The following is a 22,096-nucleotide window of genomic DNA, read 5'->3' as shown; positions in this document are numbered from 1 at the left end:
GGCGACCAATTGCGCGGGGACGGTGCAACAAGGACCTATGGCAAAGAAGATGCTTATCGATGCCACCCATGCGGAAGAAACCCGCGTTGTGGTGGTGGACGGAAATAAAGTTGAAGAGTTTGACTTTGAATCCGAAAACAAACGCCAGCTGGCTGGCAATATTTATCTCGCAAAAGTAACGCGCGTCGAACCCTCACTGCAGGCTGCATTTGTAGACTATGGCGGTAATCGTCATGGGTTTTTGGCGTTTTCTGAAATCCATCCGGATTATTATCAGATTCCTGTAGCGGATCGCGAAGCGCTGATGGAAGAAGAGCGCGCCTATGCAGAAGCAATGCGGGCGCGAGATGAAGATGATGAGCCAAAGCCAACACGCTCTCGCCGTAAAGGTCGGGGCGGTAAATCGCGTGGTTCCAAAGCGGCTGCTCAAACTGAAACAGCGACAGTGGAAAATACGACGGCTTCCACTGAAAGTGAAAGTTCCGATGTAAATGCAGCTGAGCCACAGGCCTCATCTGAAAATGGTACCGTCGCCCAAATATCTGGTATGGAAACCATTGATCTTGGATCTGAGAGCGGTTCAGATTCTGTGATCGCCGATGTGCCAGAAACGAGCGACGCGATAGCGCTTAAGGCAACCAAAGAGACGCCTGCTGCGGGTGTTGCGACCGAAGAACCGACTTCTGAAATCGTAGAACCAGCGACACAAGCCACGCGAGATGCTGAGGCTGAAGAGGCTCAGGCTGCTGTTGTGACGGATTATGTCGAGTCGGAGGAAGTAGCGGCAGCTGCGCCTGTATCTGATGTTGAACCTTCCAACGAGGTAAGCGATCAGACGGCGACTGAGGCGGAAGAAAACTCGGATGAGACGCCCAAAGGGCCAAGTACGATCGCTGCAGAAGCGGATAAAGACGACGCGGTTATCAGTGCAGAGGTTCCTTCAAATACTGATGGCACTGCTGAACATGTGGATGCGGAGACACCAGAAACCGTTGATGCAGAGAGTTCTGAACAAGTAGAGGGTGCTCCTGCGACTGACGAGACAACACCTAGCGGTGCTGATGCTGAGGAGGTTGAGGCAGAGCTTGGTGAAGAGATTACTTCGGACGAAGTTGAGGACGATCAAAGCGAAAAGCGTGCTGATGCGACGTCTAAAGATGACAGTATTGAATCTGTTGCAGACGAAGACGACAGCGAAGACATTCGTCCTGCTCGCAAGCCACGCCCACGCCGGTATAAAATCCAAGAAGTGATCAAGGTTCGTCAGGTCCTGTTGGTTCAGGTCGTGAAAGAGGAACGCGGCAACAAAGGTGCTGCATTGACCACATATCTGTCTTTGGCGGGGCGGTATTGCGTCTTGATGCCGAATACTGCGCGTGGTGGTGGTATTTCTCGTAAAATCACCAATGTATCGGATCGCAAGAAGCTGAAAGAGATTGCGACTGAATTGGATGTGCCAACGGGTGCCGGGCTGATTGTACGCACTGCGGGTGCCAAGCGCACCAAGGCTGAGATCAAGCGCGATTATGAATATTTGCAGCGCTTGTGGGAGCAAATCCGTGAGCTGACACTGAAATCTATCGCACCTGCAAAGATCTATGAAGAAGGTGATCTGATTAAGCGTTCGATTCGTGATTTGTATAATCGCGAGATTGATGAAGTGCTTGTCGAAGGTGAGCGCGGGTATCGCATTGCTAAAGACTTCATGAAAATGATCATGCCGTCTCATGCAAAGAACGTGAAGCATTACCAGGATCAGATGCCGCTGTTTGCACGCTATCAGGTGGAAAGCTATTTGGGTGGCATGTTCAACCCAACTGTGCAGCTGAAATCTGGCGGCTACATTGTGATTGGCGTGACCGAAGCCTTGGTCGCAATTGATGTGAACTCTGGTCGGGCAACCAAAGAAGGATCAATCGAAGAGACGGCACTGAAAACCAACCTTGAAGCCGCGGAAGAAGTTGCACGCCAGCTGCGCCTTCGTGATTTGGCGGGTCTGATTGTCATCGACTTTATCGACATGGATGAGCGTAAGAACAATGCCGCCGTCGAAAAGCGTATGAAGGACAAACTAAAAACGGATCGTGCGCGTATTCAGGTTGGTCGCATCTCTGGATTCGGCTTGATGGAAATGTCACGCCAACGCCTGCGTCCCGGTATGATTGAGGCGACGACACAGCCATGTCCGCATTGTCACGGCACTGGTTTGATCCGTTCAGACGATAGTATGGCCCTGTCAATCTTGCGTCAGATCGAAGAAGAAGGCACACGCGGTCGTTCGCGCGAGGTCTTGGTGCGTTGCCCTGTGCCGATTGCGAATTTCTTGATGAACCAGAAACGGGAGCATATTGCACAGATTGAAGCGCGCTATGGGTTGTCGGTTCGAATTGAGGGTGATGTTCATCTGGTCAGCCCGGATTTCACCATCGAGAAGTTCAAAACAGCATCGCGCACAGTTGTTGCAGCAGAAGCACCTGTTGTGTCTGTGGACACAAGCATCATGGATGAGGTGGACGCCGAAGATGCTGCTCAGACTATTGAAGGCGAAGCAACTGACGTAACGCCTGAGGCGGAAGACACCGAGCAAAAGCCAAAACGCAAACGTCGTCGTCGTCGTCGCCGCAAGTCTAATGGTGATGAGCAAAACACCACCGAGACCAAACCCGAGACCGAAGAGGCGATATCAGATGAGGCTGCCGAGGCTGAAACAGCCGAAAGTGACGCAAGCGTAGAAGGGGACACGCCTCCCAAAGAGGAGAAAAAACGTCGGACCCGTACGCGATCACGTCGACGCACCAAGGACAAGGTTGATATTGCCGATGAGATGCCTGCAGAAACGGAGCAGACATCTTCGGATACGGCAGTAGATGGTGACGACGCGTCAGTTGAAACGGTTGAGGAACCTGCTTCAGATGTAACGGCAGATGTTGAGCCAATGGTCGAAGAGGCCCCTGCAGTACAGACAGGGCCTGCAGAAACCTCGTCCGCCGTGCCTGTAGAGGTCTCAACAGAAGACGATACGCCAGCGGCTGAGACTATGCCTGAAAGTGATGTTGTTGTGGCCGACGCCGCGCCTGCGAGTGAATCAACCGTGGCCACTGCCGCATCTTCAACAACCCCAGAGGTTGCAGCAGCGGAAAATACTGACACTGCCGTCGCCTTAGCGGAGAAACCAACAGAACCAGCGATCAGTGAATCTGCTGAGGAAACTACTCCGGCTAAGCCTAAAAGACGTGGTTGGTGGTCTCGCTAAATCAAAGATAAGAAGACATTAGAAAAGGCGCGCTTTTTGAAGCGCGCTTTTTTTGTATGAATACCCTGATCCTTACAGCAAAGCGATCAGACTAGGTTGTTTTGCGGATGAGATAGATCTGATGATTTTCGGCGTCTTCCTGTCCTAAATATTCATGCCCTGCTTCAGCGCAGAAATGTGGAACGTCAATTATGGCCGCAGGGTCATCGGCAAGCATGCGCAAAACCGCACCTATCTGCATGGATTTCAATTGCTTGCGCGCTTTTAAAACGGGAAGAGGACACAACAGCCCAATCGTGTCTAATGTCATTGTGTGATCTGTCATATTTGTCAAATAAAAGGGATATTACAGCCTGTCCACAAGGATGTGACCGCTTGCCCCCGTGACGTGGAGCAAAAGCGTGTCTAAATGTGAAGCATGTTTGGAATTGATATCATAGACGCAGGCCTTGTCCCTGCCATGCTGGTGGCCTTGATTGGCGGGCTTATCAGTTTTCTCAGCCCTTGCGTATTACCGATTGTTCCGCCCTATCTTGCCTATATGAGCGGTGTTTCGATTGGTGAAATCCAAGGATCTTCTGCGGCACGTCAAAAGGCGATCCTCGCGGCGTTGTTCTTTGTGCTTGGTTTGTCGACGGTATTTCTCCTCCTTGGATTTACGGCATCGGTATTTGGCGCTTTTGTGCTTCAGAACCAAGAGCTCTTCGCGCAAGTCTCAGGTGTTGTCGTGATTATCTTTGGTCTGCATTTCTTGTCGATTTTCCGCATTCCTATTCTTGATCGCGAAGCGCGCGTGGAGGCTGGTAAATCAGGAGGGTCTGCACTTGGAGCCTATGTGCTTGGCTTGGCTTTTGCGTTTGGCTGGACACCTTGCATTGGCCCACAGCTTGGCGCGATCTTGTCTCTTGCGGCTTCTGAGGCCTCGGTTGCACGCGGCACCTTTTTGTTGGGGATCTATGCAATGGGCCTTGGTGTTCCATTCCTCTTGGCTGCGATTTTCCTGAACCGTTCCATGACCATTATGAACAAGCTAAAGCGTCATATGGGGATGATCGAAAAAGCCATGGGGGGTCTATTGCTGCTGGTTGGGATCATGTTGGTGACGGGGCTCTTTACAAACTTTAGCTGGTGGCTGGTCGAAACATTCCCAGGATTGGCAACTTTGGGCTAATCCAACACAGTTTGATCTACAAATCTAAGGCCCCGATCTGGGGCCTTACTCTTGCCGGAAAGTAGAATTATGGTTGCCTTAAAGCGTCTTGGGGCAGACATGACAAACGAAGAGAATAGATTTGAAAACGACAACGCAAGACCGGTGAAACGGCGGCGTGTTTTCTACATTCCGGGATATGACCCTATTCATCCGCGGCGCTATCGTGAACTTTATCGCAAAGAAAGCGCAATACAGGCGGAGATCTCAGAATATAAGATAGGGTTGAGCCCTCGAACAACATCTGGTCGGTATGGCTGGCATGTAAGATCCAACATACAAGGCCATGAGACAGCGACGGATTTTGACGTCCTTGTGTGGTCTGATATCGTGCGGGATAGTATGGAGGCCTCGATTGCGGGCACCTATCTTCAACTGGGGCGCACCGCTTGGACCTATATTGCATCAGGAACACTGCGAAGATTAACTTGGTTGCGAAAAGGTCCTGTTATTGCCGCACTTTACCCGGTCGGCATGTTGCTTTTACAGCTTCTTCTTGCCGTACTTCTTGCGATTGGAGTCGCTTATTCTGTTCAAATCCTATGGGGTCTCGTTCTACCTGTTTGGAGCATCATTAAATTGCTGTCCTGGGGGGCAGGGGGATATACAGCTATTCGACTTTTGAAATGGTGTAAGCGCCTTGATGGTAAGTTCTACGCTTACTATCTGATGCATGATTATGCGTATTCAGCGGCTTCGCGCGGGGCAAACCCACCTGAATTAGAAGAGCGCATGAAGGTGTTTGGATCAGAAATTCGCGCCGCTCTTTCTGATCAATCTCTGGATGAAGTTTTGGTGGTGGGGCATTCATCTGGCGCGCATGTTGGTGTATCTGTCCTGGCAGATTTAAAACGGCAAGGATTACCTACTGCAGGGCCTAGCTTGGCGTTTCTCAGTCTGGGCCAAGTTGTTCCCATGGTTTCATTCCTCCCAAACGCCCAACGGCTGCGCGGCGATTTGCAATATCTGTCAGAACAGGCTGACATTCCTTGGGTTGATATTACCGCACCGGGTGACGGTTGTGCCTTTGCTCTGTGTGATCCGGTTGCCGTAAGTGGGGTTGCGCGTGAGGGGCAGATATGGCCTTTGGTGATGTCAGCCGCGTTTACCCAGACCTTGAGCCCTGAGCGATGGAAAGCTTTAAGATGGCGTTTTTTTCGCCTGCATTTTCAATATCTCTGCGCCTTTGATCAGCCGGGCGTGTATGACTATTTTCAGATTACAGCTGGGCCACAGAGGCTCGGCGTGCGGTTCGCCGGGTGTAAACCATCCCAGTCACGCATTGATGTTGCAGCCTCAAAATATACATCGATTGGTGGGGCCTAATGGAACGTTTGCCGCCTAAACCTCCGTCACGTGCTGATCGTGTTTCACTGTTTCAGTATCTAAAGCTCTTTCGTAAAGACATTCTGTCTGCCCAGCCCGCGCGGCTGTATGGCGCGTGGATGGCAGAATTTCGCACGCCCTTTTTCAGATCTTATTTGGTGAACCAACCGGATTTGGTTGATCAGATTTTGCGAAAACGACCGGATGATTTTCCCAAATCCAATCGCATTGCTGAAGGGTTGCGGCCTTTATTGGGGAACTCTGTTTTCTTGACCAACGGCGCGACGTGGAAACGTCAACGACGGATCATTGATCCAGCCTTTGAAGGTGGACGGATAAAAGAAACCTTTCCTGCGATGTTTGCAGCGGGACAAGCAGCGCTAGAGCGGCTTGAGGCAGAGAAAGACGTGATTGAGGTGGAAGAGATTACCTCTCACCTCGCGGCAGATGTGATCTTTCGCACGTTGTTTTCAATTCCGATTGAGGATGAACTTGCATCTCAGGTGTTTCACCGCTTTCGTGACTACCAGCGCAGCCAGCCTATATTAAATCTTGGCGCATTCCTGCCGCTGCCGCGTTGGATGCCAAGGTTTTTTAACCGTGGAGCAAAGCAGAACGCGGCTGAAATTCGGCGGCTTATAACCACTTTAACGCAGACCCGTATGCACGAAATCGAAGCGGGCACTGCGCCGGATGATTTGGCAACAAAAATCATGTCAACCGCAGATCCAGAAACCGGAGATCATTTCACAACAGATGAGATGGTTGATCAGGTGGCTATTTTCTTTCTTGCAGGACATGAAACAAGCGCATCAGCGCTGGCGTGGGCACTGTACCTGATGGCACAATATCCTGAATGGCAGGACAAACTCGCGGATGAGGCAGGTGCGATCACTGGTCCTGATTTTGCAGTCATGTCAAAGCTTAAGATCAGTCGTGACGTTTTTCGCGAAACATTACGCCTTTTCCCTCCTGTTCCAATGATGGTGCGCGAGTCGACTTGCCCAGAACGCTTTCGAGAGCGCGATATTCCCACCGGATCACAGATGGTGTTGAGCCCTTGGCATCTTCACCGGCATACTAAACTTTGGGACAATCCTGACGGGTTTGATCCTAACCGATGGGCCACCGAGAATGGGAAAAAATGCCAAAGAGAGGCGTATATGCCATTTTCAACCGGCGCGCGTGTCTGTACAGGGGCAGGATTTGCGATGGTCGAGGGGGTATTGTTATTGTCGATGATCCTAAAAGACTATCGTGTTTCATTGATCTCTGCCCCCGCGCCGGTGCCTGTTGCCCATCTGACAGTAAGAGGCAAAGACGGAATACAGTTGGGGCTTTCTCGGAGGGAAGCCTCGGCTTAGTCTTTATACGAGAGGGCTGCATGACCCAAATGTATTGTGTGTTCAATCAACGCGTCGCGCGACATTGTTTTGAGTGGTTCAATCTGGAAATTCTTCCGCATTAAAGCCACACCAAATAAGACTGAAAGTAACAGCGCAGCTTGAGTTTCTTTATGCTTGCTGCCTAATTTATCTGCCAAAGGGCAGGCCATTTCATCATGCACCAATTGTCGAATTGTATCGCCCATTATGGGATCAATGACGTTTGTGATCAGCATAATAAACGGATTGGAGGTATCCGCTTTGGGATCATAAGGATGCGAAAAACTCTCGACTGCTGCAGATAAGATCTGGTCAGGCTCGGCCTGAAGTGCCTCCCACCCATTGATTTGCTCTAAAGTGGCTTCAAACAGTGCTTTTTTCCCACCAAAATACCGTGAGACAAGTGCCGCATCTACACCGGCTGCACGGGTGATGTCACGTACCGATACATTTGAGTATCCGCGCGTCCAGAAAAGGTCTCGGGCTGCAATCAAGAGTTTTTCTTTGGTCGTGAGAGGTTCGTTCATAATGGTTAATTATGTCGGTAATAAATTGCGTCAACAACTGTTGAATTTCACATGTGAGTGCCTAGCTTAGCAAAACGAAAGTGTCGAGTTCTGGAGAAAATTATGACCCCCACAGCTTTGATTACCGGTGCGTCATCAGGAATTGGTGCTGAATTCGCAAGGTATCATGCGTCTAAAGGGGGAAACCTGATCCTCGTTGCGCGTCGTGAACCTCCGATGCAAGCGCTGAAAGCTGAGTTAGAAAAAGCACATGGCGTGGCTGTTACCGTGATTGCGATGGATGTGGGCACGTCTGAACAAGCAAAGCTTTTGTTTGAGACGGTTAAAACCAAGGGATTGGATGTTGGCATTTTGATCAACAACGCAGGTTTCGGTGGGCATGGCCCATTCTTGAATGCAGACCTAGAAAAAACACTGGCTATGATTGACTTGAATGTGTCCGCACTCGTGGCACTAAGTTATCTGTTTGGAAATGAAATGAAAACGCGTGGCGGTGGGAAAATGTTGCAGGTGTCATCCACTGCAAGCTTTATGCCCGGGCCTAATCAAGCAGTGTATTTCGCGACCAAAGCCTTTGTAACGTCGTTCAGCCAATCTATTGATCAAGAAATGCGCAAAGCGGGGATAACTTCAACCGCGCTGTGCCCCGGTTTGGTGCATACGGAATTTGTTGCCGCTGCCGGTTTGGAAAACACGGGGCTTGCCGCACAAAAAGGAGCGACACCTGCTTCGGTTGCAAAATGCGGATATGACGCCATGCAGAAGGGCAAATTAATAGCCATAAACGAAGGTCGTCTGGCGTTTCTGCTGAACTGGATTACGCCGCTGCTACCACGCCGTCAGGTTTTGAATATGATTGAAAGTATGCAAACGAAAACGGGGTCATGATCGCCTGCTTTGCAAGTGATGAAGGACAAACAATCGAATGGCGGAGGCAAGCCCGCAGTCTTCTCCGCGTGTTTCATCAATTTCAGCTGCGAGTTCGTTGATTGCACGACCGTCTTGCGCAGCAATCTTGCGAAATGCGTTCCAAAAATCGTCCTCTAAGGAAACAGAAGTGCGATGGCCACGTAAGGTCAGCGAATGTTTTTTTGGGCGCAGGCTCATGTCTTTGAATCCTGCTTCTCGTCACTGCGCTTGTGCTGATCTAGCTTGTGAAGGCTTTGGACATTGCGGGCTTTGTCCAGATCTTTCTCAGCCTTGGTTCTGCCAAATGTCACTGCATTTTGATCAGCGCGGGCCTTTTTTTCAGCCCGCGCTTTTTGTTTTCTAAACCGGTTTAGGTTGACCGGTTTATCCATTAGTCTTTTGGACCAATCATCTGCTCAGGACGCACAACTGCGTCAAAAGTTTCGGCATCTACAAACCCCAATGCGATGGCTTCTTCTTTCAAAGTGGTGCCATTTTTATGGGCTGTTTTTGCAACGGTGGTGGCATTGTCATAGCCAATGGTTGGTGCCAGCGCTGTCACCAGCATCAGGGACTCTTTCATCAGTTTTTCAATGCGTGGCTCGTTCGCCTTGATGCCGTTCAGCATACGCTCGGTAAAGCTGTCCGCTACATCACCCAGCAGCTGCATGGATTGCAGCAGATTGTAAGACATCATTGGGTTGTAGACGTTTAGTTCAAAGTGACCCTGGCTGCCTGCAAAGGTCATTGCAGCATTGTTGCCCATGACATGCGCGGCCACTTGGGTCATTGCTTCGGCCTGTGTGGGATTCACTTTACCAGGCATGATGGATGAACCGGGCTCGTTCTCAGGCAAGATCAACTCGCCCAAGCCAGAACGCGGGCCAGAGCCCAAAAAGCGGATATCGTTGGCGATCTTATACATCGCGCCTGCGACGGTTGCCAAAGCGCCAGACATAAAGACCATCGCGTCATGGGCCGCCAGCGCTTCAAATTTGTTTGGCGCCGTGACAAAGGGCAGGCCGGTGATTTCAGCCATGTGTGCTGCAACGGTTTCGCCCCAACCGTGTTGAGTGTTCAGACCAGTCCCAACAGCGGTGCCACCTTGCGCTAGCTCGTAGATGCCGGGCAGGGCGGCTTCTACACGTGCGATACCTTGGCGGATTTGGTGCGCGTAGCCGCCAAATTCCTGGCCCAGTGTCAGTGGCGTTGCATCCTGCGTATGGGTGCGGCCGATTTTGATAATGTCTTTGAACTCTTCAGATTTGGCTTCCAAACCTTCGGCGAGTTTGGTCAAGCCGGGCAACAGTACGTCACGCACTGTCATGGCGGCACCAATATGCATTGCTGTGGGGAAGGTGTCGTTAGAGGACTGGCCCATGTTGCAATGGTCGTTGGGGTGAACCGGGTCTTTAGAGCCAATAACACCGCCTAGTATTTCAATCGCACGGTTGGCGATGACTTCGTTTGAATTCATATTGGATTGCGTGCCAGAGCCCGTCTGCCAAACCACCAGTGGGAAGTTATCGTCAAACTTACCTTCAAACACTTCACCCGCAGCCTGAATGATCGCATCCGCAATCTTGGCGTCCAGCTTTCCGCTTTCCTTGTTCGCCATTGCACAGGCTTTTTTGATCACGCCAAGTGCACGCACGATCGCGACCGGCTGCTTTTCCCAGCCAATGGGGAAGTTCATGATCGAGCGCTGCGTCTGCGCGCCCCAGTATTTTTCAGAAGGTACGTCTAGCGGGCCAAAGCTGTCTGTTTCGGTGCGAGTTTCAGACATGGTGTCTCCTCTCCGTCTAATAAGGGCTTTTGTAGGCATGTATCGCACTGTGCGGTACGGTTCAATTGGCGAAAGCGCCGCTAAATTAGGGAAAGCTTTAAATCGCGTGCGGTTGATTTAAGTTCACCCTATTGTGTCTCGTGTAAAGTTAATTACTTAAACTAGATATGGATATACGGAGTACTATTGTAACTATGAGACCAAAGTGGAGATGCCTTTGACTATGCGACATGCCGGATATGGAACACATAATTCCGCAAAGGGTATCGCGCTTTCTCTAGTGCCGCGCGGGTGTTTTGCAGTTTTGGCACTGCTTTTTGGATTTTTCCTTGCGCTTTCCACGCAAGCAACCTTTGCGACGTCGGAAATATCAAGGTTTGTGGGTGTCTATACTGGTGAAGCTCATTTGACCAACGCCCTTGGTGAAGCTGAAACACGGCATTTGCAGGTCCAGATTCGAGATGGCGAAGGAAGTTTTTGGGTAAAATGGACGACAGGGCGTGTGCGTCAGGATGGAAGCCTAAAGAACAAATCTTACGAGGTTGAATTTCGACCAAGCGATCGTGAAGGCATCTTTGCAGCAGCTATGCGCCATAATGTATTTGGTCACGCCGTTCCATTAAACCCGCTGAAAGGTGAACCTTATGTCTGGGGGCGGATTATAGGGGATACCCTCACCGTGTATTCACTGTTTATCGATCCTGATGGGAACTACGATATCCAGCAATATGACCGCACACTTGTTGAAGGTGGGCTGATGCTGGATTTTAAATCTCATAGGAATGGGATGCCGCTGGTCAGCGTACAAAGCTTTCTTGAGCGTTTGCAATAACCCTTGAATGTGTATGCAAAAGAGGCGGCTGTGAACTACAGCCGCCTCTTTTGAAGAAGTCGTTTAGCTTTGGTTTTACTTGCGGAAGCTGTCTAGTGAAACAACATCCGCGTCTTTCTTTTCAGTGGCGGGTTTTGGTTCACTTTCTCGGCTCGCGATATCTTCAAGTTCAGTCACGATGCTGTCTTCCAGGTCTTCGTCGTCATGCTCAGCGCTTTCAAAGCGCAGGCCGAATTCAACCGAAGGATCAACAAACGTCGCAATAGCATCCAGTGGAACGTAGAGTGGCTCAGGATTGTCGCCAAAGTTCAACGTGATGGCAAACCCATCATCATCAATCACAAGATTGTCGAACCAATGCTGCACGACGATCGTCATCTCGCCGGGATAGCGGTCACTTAACCAATCCGCCAGCTGGGCGTCGGGGTGGTTGGTGTCGAAGGTGATAAAGAAGTGGTGATTGCCAGGAAGGCCGTTGTCAGCAACATCTTGAAGCACAGTCTTAATTAAACTGCGCATCGCTGTGTGCATCAAATTGCCATAATCGATTTCACGGGTCATGGTGTTCGCCCTTTTGTCTTTGCGCCTAGCATAGATGAAATTTGCCGGAACTAAAGAGGATCACGCGCGGAATCACAACACTGCAAAGCGGGATTTGTGTAAAAACTAATATGAGATATGCGATAGTGCATCGGAATAAGCTATTGTAGCAGCAGCGAAACTATCGCCATTAGTGGTAGAAAGAGCCATAAACTCCCTTTCACGACCCATAAGATCATAGGTGCGACAGACACCAATAAAAGAGCTATTGGGTCCACGGAGGACATGTCTGGCCAAAGAAGTGACATAGCACCGAACTCAACTGTGGATACATGACGAAATATCAGAGATATTAAGAACCACATTGCAAGATTGGCGATAACACCGACGATACAGGCCGAAATGGATTGAAGCGCTGGTCCGATGCGGGGATGTTCAGTGAGTGTCTCTACATATGGGGCCGCCGCGAATATCCAAAGAAAACAGGGAATAAACGTCGCCCAAAGCGCAATCAGACCAGCGGCGAATGCGCTATCCCACCCACCCTCGATATGGCCTGCGAGCATCGCAATAAATTGCGTGACCAAAACCAGCGGGCCGGGTGTTGTTTCTGCGAGACCCAGTGCATCCAGTAGCTGACCTTGGTTGATCCACTCTTGTTGTGAAACAACAGTTTGGCTCATGTATGCGAGAGTTGCATACGCGCCGCCAAAGCTTACCACTGCAAGCTTTGCAAAGAACCAACCTATTGCGGCTAAAAAAGGGGCCCCAACAATAGAGAGCAATATCAATGGAATGAGCCAGAGCGCAGCCCATGACAAAATAGCCCGGATGCGAGGGGTTATATGGACCGTCAGCTTTTGTTCATAATTCGCCTGAGTGTGGCGAACAAAAAATCCGATGCTGCCAGCTGCGAGTATGACGACAGGGAAGGGAAGGCCAAACAGAAACAAGGCAAGGAGCGCCATGCCCGCGATCAGTATATCTATCGACCCATTTAGCGCTTTACGTGATAGTCCGATCAGGGCTTTTAGGATTATTGCGACAACAGCGGCCTTGATGCCAAGAAATGCGCCTTCAGCCCAAGATGTATCGTGATAGCTGACATAAGCGAATAAAAGCAAACTGATGACCAGGCTGCCGGGCAATACAAAGAGAAGACCCGCGATCAATCCTCCGACTGTGCCTTTTAATCGCCAGCCGATGTAGGTGGCCAATTGCATCGCCTCGGGGCCAGGCAGAAGCATGCAAAAGGACAGGCCACGTAGAAAGCTATCTTCATTCAGCCATTTGCGTTTTTCGACCAACTCCTGATGCATCAACGCTATTTGCGCAGCAGGCCCGCCAAAACTAAGGAATCCGATGCGTAGAAAACATCGAAATAACGCGGGAAAATCAACTGGCATTGGAGTTCTTTCACAAAGACTGTTGGCAGATTTGTGTCGTCATTGACCGATATCACTGGATTTGAAAAATTCTATGACGCCCCATGGCCCATATATCTATGAAAACTCCTGACCTGATTGCCATCTTTATGCACGCTGTCCGAGCCGGAATTTTGGCTTAGTTTTCCAGCTCCAAACTTTCCTCTGCCCATCTGAGCCTTTGTCCTGTCATGCAGATCGGCAACACGTCTGAGGGAAGCTGCCCAAGATGTTCAAATAGGCTCATCATGTCAATCAAACTTGAAAGTTCGGCAATTTTTCCATCTTTGGCGCGCATAAATAAGTGTACTTGGATGGTAAAGGACTGCCCAGTATTGTGTGCTGCAGTGAGTGTGAACAGCGCACGAATAGAGATTGTGTCTTCTTGTTCCACAGCATGCGTGATTGTGTAGTGCGGGTTTTGGACCAATGCATGTAATGCATGGGTTTGTGCTGTAAGGTCTTCGATGGACATTACGCCATCATAATATGTACCTTTAATATCATGGTCGATCGCTAAAAAATCTTTGATTTTGTGAGTGTTTCCTTTGCACCAGACCTCATCAAGGTATGTTTCCAGCAGCTCTTTGTTTGTTGCAGTCATTATACTTATTCCTTACGCAACGCGAAGTATTTGCCTCAACGATGAGAGCTTTAGTGTGCATGAAACACCTTCGGCACTCTTCTTCGTAAACCTGTCGCAAAGTGATGGGTTTTTCTAGATATTTTTTACTTTTTATCAAAAACTTATTATGTAAAGTGGTTCACTTTTCTAGAGGGTATTTCTCGTGTGAAAATACCATGTTTCGGTGCAGCGGGAATGTAGGGGAACGAACCTGATCGGTGCTATTGTTGTTCAGGCCGCGAACGGATCTTGTTTTGGTTTTACTGCAATGTCTTTCAAGCAATGTTTGCTTTGAAGTGGTGGTAAAAGGTGCAAGGATGAGTTTCAGCATGAAACTCTCTCCTGGCACTACTGCAGTAGCCAAGAGGCCGTCTAGATGAAGGCTTTTGGTCGGAACGTACAGGCGATGAAATTAGTGGTCGTGTGTGTTCCTAATCCAGATTTGTGCCCGCTAGTAGTAGTGCGTGAACATCTTCGGGTAGTTGCCCCAGTTGCTCGAAAAAATTGAGAAAATCAAAAAACGGGTAGCTTTCCGCCTTTAGGTTGCCGTCAAAGCGGAACATAATTTGTTGATGAACACGGACCGGAGTTCTTGTGTCTACGCGTAAACAATCAATGCGGAGCATCAATGCAAGCCAGTCACCCTCTTCAACAGACTGTAAAACCGTGACCTTTATGTCAGTTACAAAGCTTCGGATTATACTGACCCATTCCCGGATCTCACTGGGTACGATCTTTTTTCCTTCTACGATGTACTGATCATGATCTTGTGGGGTGAAATAACTTTCGATTTTTTCGAGCTCACCATTTTCCCAAACATCTCGGTAGTATTGGAGCATTAGGTCAGTTTTTATAGACATCGTAGTCGCTCCTAAATCGTACCTCTCGACACCAATATACCTTAAGGAGATTAAACGCTTAGACAAGTCTGCATTCGTTACCCTTTAAATATGTAGCGTGAAAATAGCAAAAACTAGTAATGCGGAGGGGCGCGCATTGCATTTCGAGGCTGGTGCAGCTGATAATGTAGAAAGGTCATCAGAGAAGGAAGTGCAGGTTTCTGTTGCCAGGTACCTGCGAACCCCGCCTTACGCGGCTAGGCGTAAGGACTTAAGTTTCGGCGACATTTACAGCTTACGCTGCAACTGCCATTGCCGGAGCACGATTGTCATTTGCAATTGTACAAGTTTCGCCGATAACGGTGGCAGACAGCCGAGACAAAGCTAACCCCTTTAGACGTCCGTCGATCCTATTTCGTCCCCAAGATCCTCAAATGAAGGATATATGGTGGAGACGCCGGGTACCGCCCCCGGGTCCGATCCGTTTATTACGAGCGCATTTATGTCCATAGTTCCCGAGGGAACATAGAAAATATATGCGTTTGAGCACGGGAGTTAAAGAGGAAAAACACGTTTTTCTAATGAAGAGATTTGTTTGAGAACTTTGGATTTATCGCTGCGTTCTACGTGCTTTTTGTATCAAATCTTGCTTTACTGACGATGAATGGGCGGTTCATGGGAGGAACGCATGTTTAACGCATTGCTAGTCGATAAAAACACTGAAACTGGAAACACAGAGGCGCGGATTACATCTCTTTCTATCGATGACTTGCCTGCAGGCGATGTGTTGGTGGCGGTTGATTATTCTACAGTAAATTACAAAGACGGTTTGTGTCTGGGGGCTGGTGGGGGCCTTGTTCGGTCTTATCCGCATATTCCTGGGATTGATTTTGCCGGAACTGTTGAAGCTTCGCAGGATGCGCGCTTTACTCCCGGAGACAAGGTTGTTTTGACCGGCTGGCGTGTTGGCGAGATGCATTGGGGCGGCTATAGTCAAAAGGCGCGTGTGAACGCTGATTGGTTGGTGCCATTGCCCGAAGGCCTAACACCACGTCAAGCGATGGCGGTTGGAACCGCAGGATTTACTGCGATGCTCGCTGTTTTGGGGCTTGAAAAACAGGGTCTGAAACCGGGCGCGGGACCTGTGTTGGTGACTGGGGCAGCAGGTGGAGTTGGGTCTGTTGCGACGGCTCTTTTGGCCAATTTAGGATATGATGTCGCTGCGGTTACCGGGCGCCCCGAGACTGAATCTTACCTGCGTGCGTTGGGGGCCACTCAACTGGTGCCGCGCAGCAGTCTGAGTGAAACCGTAAAGCGCCCATTAGAAAGCGAAGCCTGGGCTGGGTGTATCGACGCAGTTGGTAGTTCAATGCTGGCGCGCATTCTTGGGCAGATGCAGTACGGGGCCTCTGTGGCCGCTGTTGGTTTAGCAGGTGGAGCAGATCTGCCTGCCTCTGTCATCCCGTTTTTATTGCGGGGGGTGAATCTTTTAGGGATTGATTCGGTGCTCCAACCTTATGAAAATCGACGGGTTGCTTGGGAGCGGTTGGCAAAAGACCTGCCACTTGAAAAACTGGAATCGATGATACAGGTCGCCCAGCTCTCTGATTTGCCACAACTGGGGCGGGATATTCTGGCCGGGCAGGTAAAAGGACGCATTGTTGTTGACGTAAATGCCTGAAACCCGAGAGGAATATCTTTTCGACAAAAAAGACCTTGATGCGCAGCATTGTTTCGCCAATTTTGATGCAGCTGCTATGATGCTGTGCAGCGTATTTAAGACTGTTTATGCAAGAGGTTATGAGACGTGTCGGATCTTGATGTAGAATTTGTAAGAAGCTGTTTTCCTGCGTTTACAGAAGAACCTCTTGCTGATCAGTCCTTTTTTGAAAATGCAGGTGGATCGTATATGTGCAGACCGGTCCTAGATCGGTTGAATCGGTTTTATACGCAGCGCAAAGTACAGCCCTATGGCGTCTATGGTGCATCGCAAGATGCGGGTGCAGAGATGGACGAAGCCCGTGCGCGTCTGGCTGCGCAGATGGGGGTGCAGACCGACGAGCTGAGCTTTGGCCCCTCCACCACGCAAAATGTCTATGTTTTGGTTCAAGCTGTGCGCCAGTTACTGAAACCCGGTGAAGCTATTGTGGTCACAAATCAGGACCATGAGGCCAACACAGGTCCATGGCGACGTCTTGCCGAAGATGGGATCGAGGTGCGAGAATGGAAAGTGGATCCAGAAACGGGGTGTCTAAATCCAGATGATCTGCAAAACATTCTGGACGAGAACGTTCGTTTGGTGTGTTTCCCGCATTGCTCGAATATCGTGGGAGAGATTAACCCTGTACTTGAATTGACCGCGATTGCACATGCTGCGGGAGCATTCGTGTGTGTTGATGGGGTTTCTTATGCACCACATGGACTGCCGAACGTGGAAGAACTCGGCGCTGATATCTATTTGTTTTCAGCTTATAAAGTATATGGTCCGCATCAAGGTGTGATGGTGGTCAGGAAGGGGATTGGAAACCTACTTCCGAACCAGGGACATTACTTTAACGGTGATGTGCTCTACAAACGGTTCACCCCAGCGGGGCCAGATCATGCGCAGGTTGCTGCCATGTCAGGACTGGTTGATTATTTTGAGGCCTTTGCCACGCACCACGGCTGTGTCGCGAACAATCCCGTTGAAACTGGTTCTTTTGTGCACGATCTTATGCGGGCGCATGAGGTCAAGCTGTTGCAGCCGCTCCTTGATATGCTGGCAAGTGATGACCGTGTACGCTTGCTTGGGCCAGATGATGCAAGCCGACGTGCCCCGACGGTCGCTCTAGAGACACACAAAGACCCCGTTGAAATCGCAAAAGCACTCGCCAAAGAAGGCCTTATGGTCGGTGCAGGCAATTTTTATGCGGTTCGCTTGCTGCAGGCGCTTGGCGTTGATCCAGATCGCGGTGTTCTTCGTATCAGTTTTACCCATTACACAACTGAGGCAGAGGTGACCAAGCTGATGAAGGCTTTGGATCGTCACCTCTGAATATGACATGACATCCAGTGCGCCGCCCATTATCTGGTGGATCCGTCGAGATTTGCGCCTTGCAGATAATACGGTTCTTGAAGCAATTGCAGCAAAAGGCCGGGCAGTTGTCCCGGTCTACGTTTTTGATGAACATGAGCGCGCGCTCGGCGCCGCGGCCAAATGGCGATTGGGGCAGGGGCTGCACGCGTTGCAACAGCGTCTGCAAGGCCTCGGTTTAGGCCTCACTTTGACGACTGGTGATGCATTGCAAGCCTTTCAAAAGCTGTGCGCCGAAACTGGAGCTGATGCAGTCTATTGGTCACGGCTATATGATCCTGAAGCAATTGAACGGGATACCAAGGTCAAGGCTGGCCTAAAAGCGCAGGGGGTAGAAGCCCGATCTTATGCCGGGCGGATGTTGTTTGAGCCCTGGACAGTGGAAACAAAAACAGGTGGCGCATTTAAAGTCTTTACCCCCTTTTGGAAAGCGGTACGTGGGCGTGAAGTGGCAAGCCTTACAGACGCACCGCGATCTCTGCGTGGATTGGATCACTGGCCACGCAGTCTGACGTTTGAGGATCTTGATTTTTCGAGTCCAATGAACAGAGGGGCTGCCGTTCTGGCAAGGTATTGCGAAGTGGGCGAGGAGGTCGCTTTGCGTAAACTTTCTGATTTTTGTGATCAGAGTCTGGCCTCATACAACGAGTCACGCAATATTTTGGCTGCTCAAGCGACGTCTGATCTTTCTGATCATTTAGCCTGGGGCGAGGTCAGTCCGCTTCGTCTTTGGAGTGTTGGGCAAGCGGGGCTTGCGCGCGGATTGGCGGGGGCTGAGCAGTTCTGCAAAGAGGTGATTTGGCGCGAGTTCGCAACACATCTCGTGTACCATACGCCACAAATGATTAGCCAGAATTGGCGGCCAGACTGGGATGCGTTTTCGTGGCAGGATGGACAAGGAGATGACGTCTTGCGCTGGCAGCAAGGACAGACGGGATTTGACCTTATCGACGCCGCCATGCGTGAACTGTATACGACGGGAAAAATGCACAACCGTGCCCGTATGGTTGTGGCAAGTTTTCTTTGTAAGCATATGATGATAAATTGGAAAATTGGTGCTGACTGGTTCCGTGACTGTCTGGTGGACTGGGATCCTGCAAGCAACGCCATGGGCTGGCAATGGGTTGCAGGCTCTGGTCCTGACGCAGCACCTTTTTTTCGAATCTTTAATCCTGAAACACAGCGCAAGACGTATGATGGATCAGGAAATTATTGCCGTCGTTGGTTGGCTGAGGGGCAGGAAGCTCCGCCTCAAACTGCGCTTGATTTCTTTGAGGCCATTCCTCGTCGTTGGTGCCTGTCGGCACAACAACAAAGATGCCAAACCATGTTAGATTTAGCTGCAGGACGGGCGCGTGCGCTTGAGGCATATCAGGCTTTGCGACAGAACAGCTGACGTAAAACCATCTCACGTGATCCTTGCCAGATTTAAAATCTCGTCCTAGCCTTTTGTTATACCAGCAGACAAAGGGGGAAGAGATATGTATCTGACATCCACCGAAGGGCAGCCGGATCTTCCGCGCTATTTTACCCATGTCTTTCGCGCGGTTTCGCAAATGGAAACAGGGCAACTTGATATACATCTGCAAGATGGGCGCATATTTCGCGCAATCGGACAACGATCGGGGCCTGCTGCGGATTTGCACATCCATCATCCGGATTGTTTTGCACGCCTTGTTCGGGAAGGTGATCTCGGCTTTTCAGATGCCTATTTAGAAGGCTGGTGGAGCACCAGTGACCTACAGGCATTTATGGATCTGGTGCATGAGGGCGCGGATACTGTCTATGATGGATTTCCGGGAAAAGGCCTTGCGCGAGCATATGAGCGTTTTCGGTTCTGGCTGAACCGAAACCACCGACGTCAGGCGCGTAAGAACATCTCGTATCACTATGATTTAGGGAATGATTTCTACGAATTGTGGTTGGATGATACGATGACCTATTCCAGTGCCAAGTTCATAAATGGCCAAGAAAGCCTAGAGCGGGCTCAACAAGAAAAATACGCCTCGATGATTGATCAAATGGGGGCAAAGCCCGGAGACCATATTCTTGAGATTGGATGCGGATGGGGTGGTTTTGCGGAATATGCAGCGCGTGAACGGGGGCTGCATGTGACAGGTCTGACGATCAGTAAAGAACAACTTAACTTTGCACAGCAGCGTATTGAAAAGAATGGGTTATCTGATCAAGTTAATCTGCGTCTTCAAGATTATCGCGATGTCAAAGGAACCTATGATGGCATTGTCTCGATCGAGATGTTTGAAGCCGTTGGACAACAGTATTGGCCCACCTATTTTGATACCATTCGCAATCGATTAAAGCCACAAGGTCGAGCGACATTACAGATTATCACTGTCGCAGATCGCCGGTGGGATATCTATCGCAAAGGTATTGATTTCATTCAGAAACACATTTTCCCCGGAGGGATGTTGCCCAGTCCTGGAGTTCTGCATCAGCAGGTTGAACGCGCGGGACTGAATGTGGTGAACTCTATCGAGTTTGGCAGCAGCTATGACCAAACGCTGCGGCGCTGGCATGAAACATTCAACACCCGTTGGGATGTTATCAGCGAACTGGGATTTGATGAACGGTTCCGCAAAATGTGGAATTTTTATCTGACCTCTTGCGCTGCTGCGTTTAAAGCGGGAACCTGTGATGTGACACAGATCACAATTTCTCATCGGTAACTGAAAGATCGCCATGCCAACTGCACCCAGACTGATAGCCGCTGTGCTGCTGGCTATTCTTGCTTATATCACTTCTGTGCAAATTGTTCCTTTGCTGCCAGAGGGCACGGATATGGGCTATTTTTTTCCATTGAATATGGCTTTGGGTGTTTTTGTGGGCTGGTTTTATTTCAACCGTCGGATCGGTCGTGGATTGGTGTCAGGCCTAAATAATGGATTGACCGGAACAGCACTTTTGTTGGGGCTTGGATTATTGGCGCAAGGTTCCAATGAAATGTTCCGTCTGGCAATGCGCCATCGCTTTGACGGCCCATTCGATGCGCTGGGTGCTATTTTTACAATCTCTGTGGATTATTTATTCCTGATTTCAGTTCCAGCCGTGCTTGGAACGCTTGCGATCGGGGGCTGCATCGTGGGAGTTCTGACAGAAAGCGCCTCAAAACGCTGGAAGTAGGCCTTCATAGGATTAACGAATTGTCTAAAATCTTTATTTGCGGTCCATTGTGTGAGCGTCCACTGCTGGAGCAGGTCTTGGGGCGTGCAGTCATCGGTGTGGAAATGACCTCTGCGGTTTTACCAGATTACCAGTTGCGATGCGCAGATGGTGCGAATGCGCCGATTCTTGGCTTCTCTAGAGGGGAGCAGACATCTGGCGTGCTGTTCAATGCGACGGATAGCGATCAGGCGTGCCTGTCCTACTATTTGGAGGCAACAGGCCATCTGTGGTCAACAGCAACAGTTGTATGCAGTGCGGGTGCGTCTCATACAGTCGAGATTTATACGCGGGCAGATACAGTATCGTTGCAAAAAGAACCTTGGCAGGCTTCCACGTGGCGTGAAACGTGGTTTTCTCTGACTTTGCGTGCGGCCGAGGAAATTATGGCATATCATGGCCAGAAACCTGCATCAGAGGTTGCAGGTGGCCTGATTGCAATACATCTGCGCGCCGCCGCTTGGGTGGATCAAAAAAGCCGTCCAGAAGATCCAGCGCATCCGTTATCAGAACACGTTCGGGTACATGCGCGAAAACGTCCCTATATGAATTTCTTTGCGCTGGAGGAGATCGATTTCCAGCATCGTCGCTATGATGGCACGTGGTCTGAGACGATGAATCGGGCGTCTTTCCTTGTTGGTCAGGCAGCGGCTATTCTTCCTTATGATCCAATCCGGGATGAAGTTTTACTGGTTGAGCAGTTTCGGGCGGCCACCTACATTGCAGGAGAAACGAACCCTTGGATGTGGGAACCTGTTGCAGGTCTGATTGACCCCGGTGAAACCCCAGAGCAGGCAGCCCGCAGGGAAGCGCTTGAAGAAGCTGGGATTGTGATTGAACACTTGGATAGTGCCGGGCGAACCTATTCCTCCAGCGGTGCATCAGGTGAGCTGGTCTATCTCTTTGTTGGAACAGGCAGTTTGGAAAATGTCGCAGGCGGCGGAGGGCTTGCGAGCGAGGGCGAAGATATCCGTCGCCAGATCCTAAGCTTTGATGCTCTGATGGAAGGTGTGGACAAGCAGCGCTATCAAGACATGCCGCTGGTCGCAACAGCCTTGTGGTTGGCCCGTCATCGGGATCGTATTCGCGCAAATTTACAGTAGTTGGAACAACGTTCTTACAAAGGGGATCTGCCTTGCGATACCTTGTGAAAGCGTTCTCCCTTCGCTACATCTGTGTGAAAGTTT

At 50.1% G+C, this 22,096-nt stretch carries 22 protein-coding genes and 1 other RNA gene; 12 read left to right on the top strand and 11 right to left on the bottom strand.

What is annotated here, in order from left to right:
• Positions 1 to 37 precede the first annotated feature (37 nt).
• On the top strand, positions 38 to 3,253 hold the full coding sequence (locus BLP79_RS06635; RefSeq protein ID WP_090217478.1) for an Rne/Rng family ribonuclease: 3,216 nt from the start codon (positions 38 to 40) through the stop codon (positions 3,251 to 3,253).
• Positions 3,254 to 3,344: 91 nt separating this feature from the next.
• On the opposite strand, the gene BLP79_RS06630 is transcribed toward BLP79_RS06635, so the two are convergent.
• A complete protein-coding gene (locus tag BLP79_RS06630; protein ID WP_090217477.1) occupies positions 3,345 to 3,578 on the bottom strand; it encodes a sulfurtransferase TusA family protein in 234 nt (77 codons plus the stop codon).
• Between the two features lie 93 nt (positions 3,579 to 3,671).
• Here BLP79_RS06630 and BLP79_RS06625 point away from each other — a divergent pair, with 93 nt between their 5' ends.
• The 3 genes from BLP79_RS06625 (at position 3,672) to BLP79_RS06615 (ending at position 7,153) form a co-directional block, all read left to right on the top strand.
• Entirely contained in the window at positions 3,672 to 4,424 is a 753-nt protein-coding gene (locus BLP79_RS06625; RefSeq protein ID WP_090217475.1) for a cytochrome c biogenesis CcdA family protein, read from the top strand.
• 99 nt (positions 4,425 to 4,523) lie between these two features.
• Positions 4,524 to 5,789 carry a hypothetical protein gene (locus tag BLP79_RS06620; RefSeq protein WP_090217637.1) on the top strand — a complete coding sequence of 422 codons (1,266 nt, stop codon included), beginning with the start codon at positions 4,524 to 4,526 and terminating at the stop codon, positions 5,787 to 5,789.
• Complete coding sequence (locus BLP79_RS06615) at positions 5,789 to 7,153, top strand: cytochrome P450 (RefSeq protein ID WP_090217473.1); 1,365 nt, start codon at positions 5,789 to 5,791, stop codon at positions 7,151 to 7,153. The genes BLP79_RS06620 and BLP79_RS06615 overlap by 1 nt, the downstream gene beginning before the upstream one ends.
• Here the strand turns inward: BLP79_RS06615 and BLP79_RS06610 are convergent.
• Complete coding sequence (locus BLP79_RS06610; RefSeq protein ID WP_090217471.1) at positions 7,150 to 7,701, bottom strand: TetR/AcrR family transcriptional regulator; 552 nt, start codon at positions 7,699 to 7,701, stop codon at positions 7,150 to 7,152. The two genes, BLP79_RS06615 and BLP79_RS06610, sit on opposite strands and share 4 nt — an antisense overlap.
• Before the next feature lie 102 nt (positions 7,702 to 7,803).
• On the opposite strand from BLP79_RS06610, the gene BLP79_RS06605 reads away from it, so the two are divergent.
• Positions 7,804 to 8,589 carry an SDR family NAD(P)-dependent oxidoreductase gene (locus tag BLP79_RS06605; protein ID WP_090217469.1) on the top strand — a complete coding sequence of 262 codons (786 nt, stop codon included), beginning with the start codon at positions 7,804 to 7,806 and terminating at the stop codon, positions 8,587 to 8,589.
• Here BLP79_RS06605 and BLP79_RS06600 read toward each other — a convergent pair.
• From BLP79_RS06600 to fumC, 3 genes are read right to left on the bottom strand one after another with little or no spacing between them, the layout of a single operon-like run.
• Positions 8,584 to 8,808 (bottom strand): ribbon-helix-helix domain-containing protein, encoded by a 225-nt coding sequence (locus BLP79_RS06600; protein ID WP_090217468.1) that lies wholly within the window; start codon positions 8,806 to 8,808, stop codon positions 8,584 to 8,586. The two genes, BLP79_RS06605 and BLP79_RS06600, sit on opposite strands and share 6 nt — an antisense overlap.
• Positions 8,805 to 9,002, bottom strand: a complete 198-nt coding sequence (locus BLP79_RS06595) for a DUF4169 family protein (RefSeq protein WP_090217466.1) — start codon at positions 9,000 to 9,002, stop codon at positions 8,805 to 8,807. The genes BLP79_RS06600 and BLP79_RS06595 overlap by 4 nt, the downstream gene beginning before the upstream one ends.
• Positions 9,002 to 10,396, bottom strand: a complete 1,395-nt coding sequence (fumC, locus tag BLP79_RS06590; protein WP_090217464.1) for a class II fumarate hydratase — start codon at positions 10,394 to 10,396, stop codon at positions 9,002 to 9,004. The genes BLP79_RS06595 and fumC overlap by 1 nt, the downstream gene beginning before the upstream one ends.
• Positions 10,397 to 10,619: 223 nt before the next feature.
• On the opposite strand from fumC, the gene BLP79_RS06585 reads away from it, so the two are divergent.
• On the top strand, positions 10,620 to 11,228 hold the full coding sequence (locus tag BLP79_RS06585) for a hypothetical protein (protein ID WP_232716238.1): 609 nt from the start codon (positions 10,620 to 10,622) through the stop codon (positions 11,226 to 11,228).
• A gap of 75 nt (positions 11,229 to 11,303) precedes the next feature.
• On the opposite strand, the gene BLP79_RS06580 is transcribed toward BLP79_RS06585, so the two are convergent.
• The 6 genes from BLP79_RS06580 to ssrA form a co-directional block, all read right to left on the bottom strand.
• Positions 11,304 to 11,789: an SspB family protein gene (locus BLP79_RS06580; RefSeq protein ID WP_090217462.1), complete on the bottom strand. Its 486-nt coding sequence runs from the start codon at positions 11,787 to 11,789 to the stop codon at positions 11,304 to 11,306.
• A 140-nt stretch (positions 11,790 to 11,929) separates the two neighbouring features.
• Positions 11,930 to 13,174: a chromate efflux transporter gene (gene chrA, locus BLP79_RS06575; protein WP_090217461.1), complete on the bottom strand. Its 1,245-nt coding sequence runs from the start codon at positions 13,172 to 13,174 to the stop codon at positions 11,930 to 11,932.
• A gap of 157 nt (positions 13,175 to 13,331) precedes the next feature.
• The gene (locus BLP79_RS06570; RefSeq protein ID WP_090217459.1) at positions 13,332 to 13,796 is read right to left on the bottom strand and encodes an ester cyclase; all 465 of its coding nucleotides are present in this window, start codon (positions 13,794 to 13,796) and stop codon (positions 13,332 to 13,334) included.
• Positions 13,797 to 13,956: 160 nt separating this feature from the next.
• Complete coding sequence (locus BLP79_RS19480; protein ID WP_139163175.1) at positions 13,957 to 14,148, bottom strand: hypothetical protein; 192 nt, start codon at positions 14,146 to 14,148, stop codon at positions 13,957 to 13,959.
• 100 nt (positions 14,149 to 14,248) lie between these two features.
• Positions 14,249 to 14,677: an ester cyclase gene (locus BLP79_RS06565; RefSeq protein ID WP_090217457.1), complete on the bottom strand. Its 429-nt coding sequence runs from the start codon at positions 14,675 to 14,677 to the stop codon at positions 14,249 to 14,251.
• A 189-nt stretch (positions 14,678 to 14,866) separates the two neighbouring features.
• Positions 14,867 to 15,220, bottom strand: a transfer-messenger RNA (tmRNA) gene (gene ssrA, locus BLP79_RS06560).
• A gap of 124 nt (positions 15,221 to 15,344) precedes the next feature.
• On the opposite strand from ssrA, the gene BLP79_RS06555 reads away from it, so the two are divergent.
• The 6 genes from BLP79_RS06555 to BLP79_RS06530 all read left to right on the top strand — a co-directional run bounded on the left by BLP79_RS06555 (position 15,345) and on the right by BLP79_RS06530 (position 22,012).
• Positions 15,345 to 16,337, top strand: coding sequence for an MDR family oxidoreductase (locus tag BLP79_RS06555; protein WP_090217455.1), 993 nt, complete (start codon positions 15,345 to 15,347; stop codon positions 16,335 to 16,337).
• A 126-nt stretch (positions 16,338 to 16,463) separates the two neighbouring features.
• Positions 16,464 to 17,690, top strand: a complete 1,227-nt coding sequence (locus tag BLP79_RS06550) for an aminotransferase class V-fold PLP-dependent enzyme (protein ID WP_090217454.1) — start codon at positions 16,464 to 16,466, stop codon at positions 17,688 to 17,690.
• A 7-nt stretch (positions 17,691 to 17,697) separates the two neighbouring features.
• Complete coding sequence (locus BLP79_RS06545) at positions 17,698 to 19,125, top strand: cryptochrome/photolyase family protein (protein ID WP_090217452.1); 1,428 nt, start codon at positions 17,698 to 17,700, stop codon at positions 19,123 to 19,125.
• A gap of 85 nt (positions 19,126 to 19,210) precedes the next feature.
• The gene (locus tag BLP79_RS06540) at positions 19,211 to 20,416 is read left to right on the top strand and encodes an SAM-dependent methyltransferase (protein ID WP_090217451.1); all 1,206 of its coding nucleotides are present in this window, start codon (positions 19,211 to 19,213) and stop codon (positions 20,414 to 20,416) included.
• A gap of 13 nt (positions 20,417 to 20,429) precedes the next feature.
• Complete coding sequence (locus BLP79_RS06535) at positions 20,430 to 20,870, top strand: TrgA family protein (protein WP_090217449.1); 441 nt, start codon at positions 20,430 to 20,432, stop codon at positions 20,868 to 20,870.
• 20 nt (positions 20,871 to 20,890) lie between these two features.
• Positions 20,891 to 22,012: an NUDIX domain-containing protein gene (locus tag BLP79_RS06530; RefSeq protein ID WP_090217448.1), complete on the top strand. Its 1,122-nt coding sequence runs from the start codon at positions 20,891 to 20,893 to the stop codon at positions 22,010 to 22,012.
• Positions 22,013 to 22,096 lie beyond the last annotated feature (84 nt).

Origin of the sequence: Epibacterium ulvae, from assembly GCF_900102795.1 — a bacterium.
Lineage (GTDB): Bacteria > Pseudomonadota > Alphaproteobacteria > Rhodobacterales > Rhodobacteraceae > Epibacterium > Epibacterium ulvae.
The sequence above is the reverse complement of the archived record's forward strand: the minus strand, read 5'-3'. Positions and strand labels throughout refer to the sequence as shown.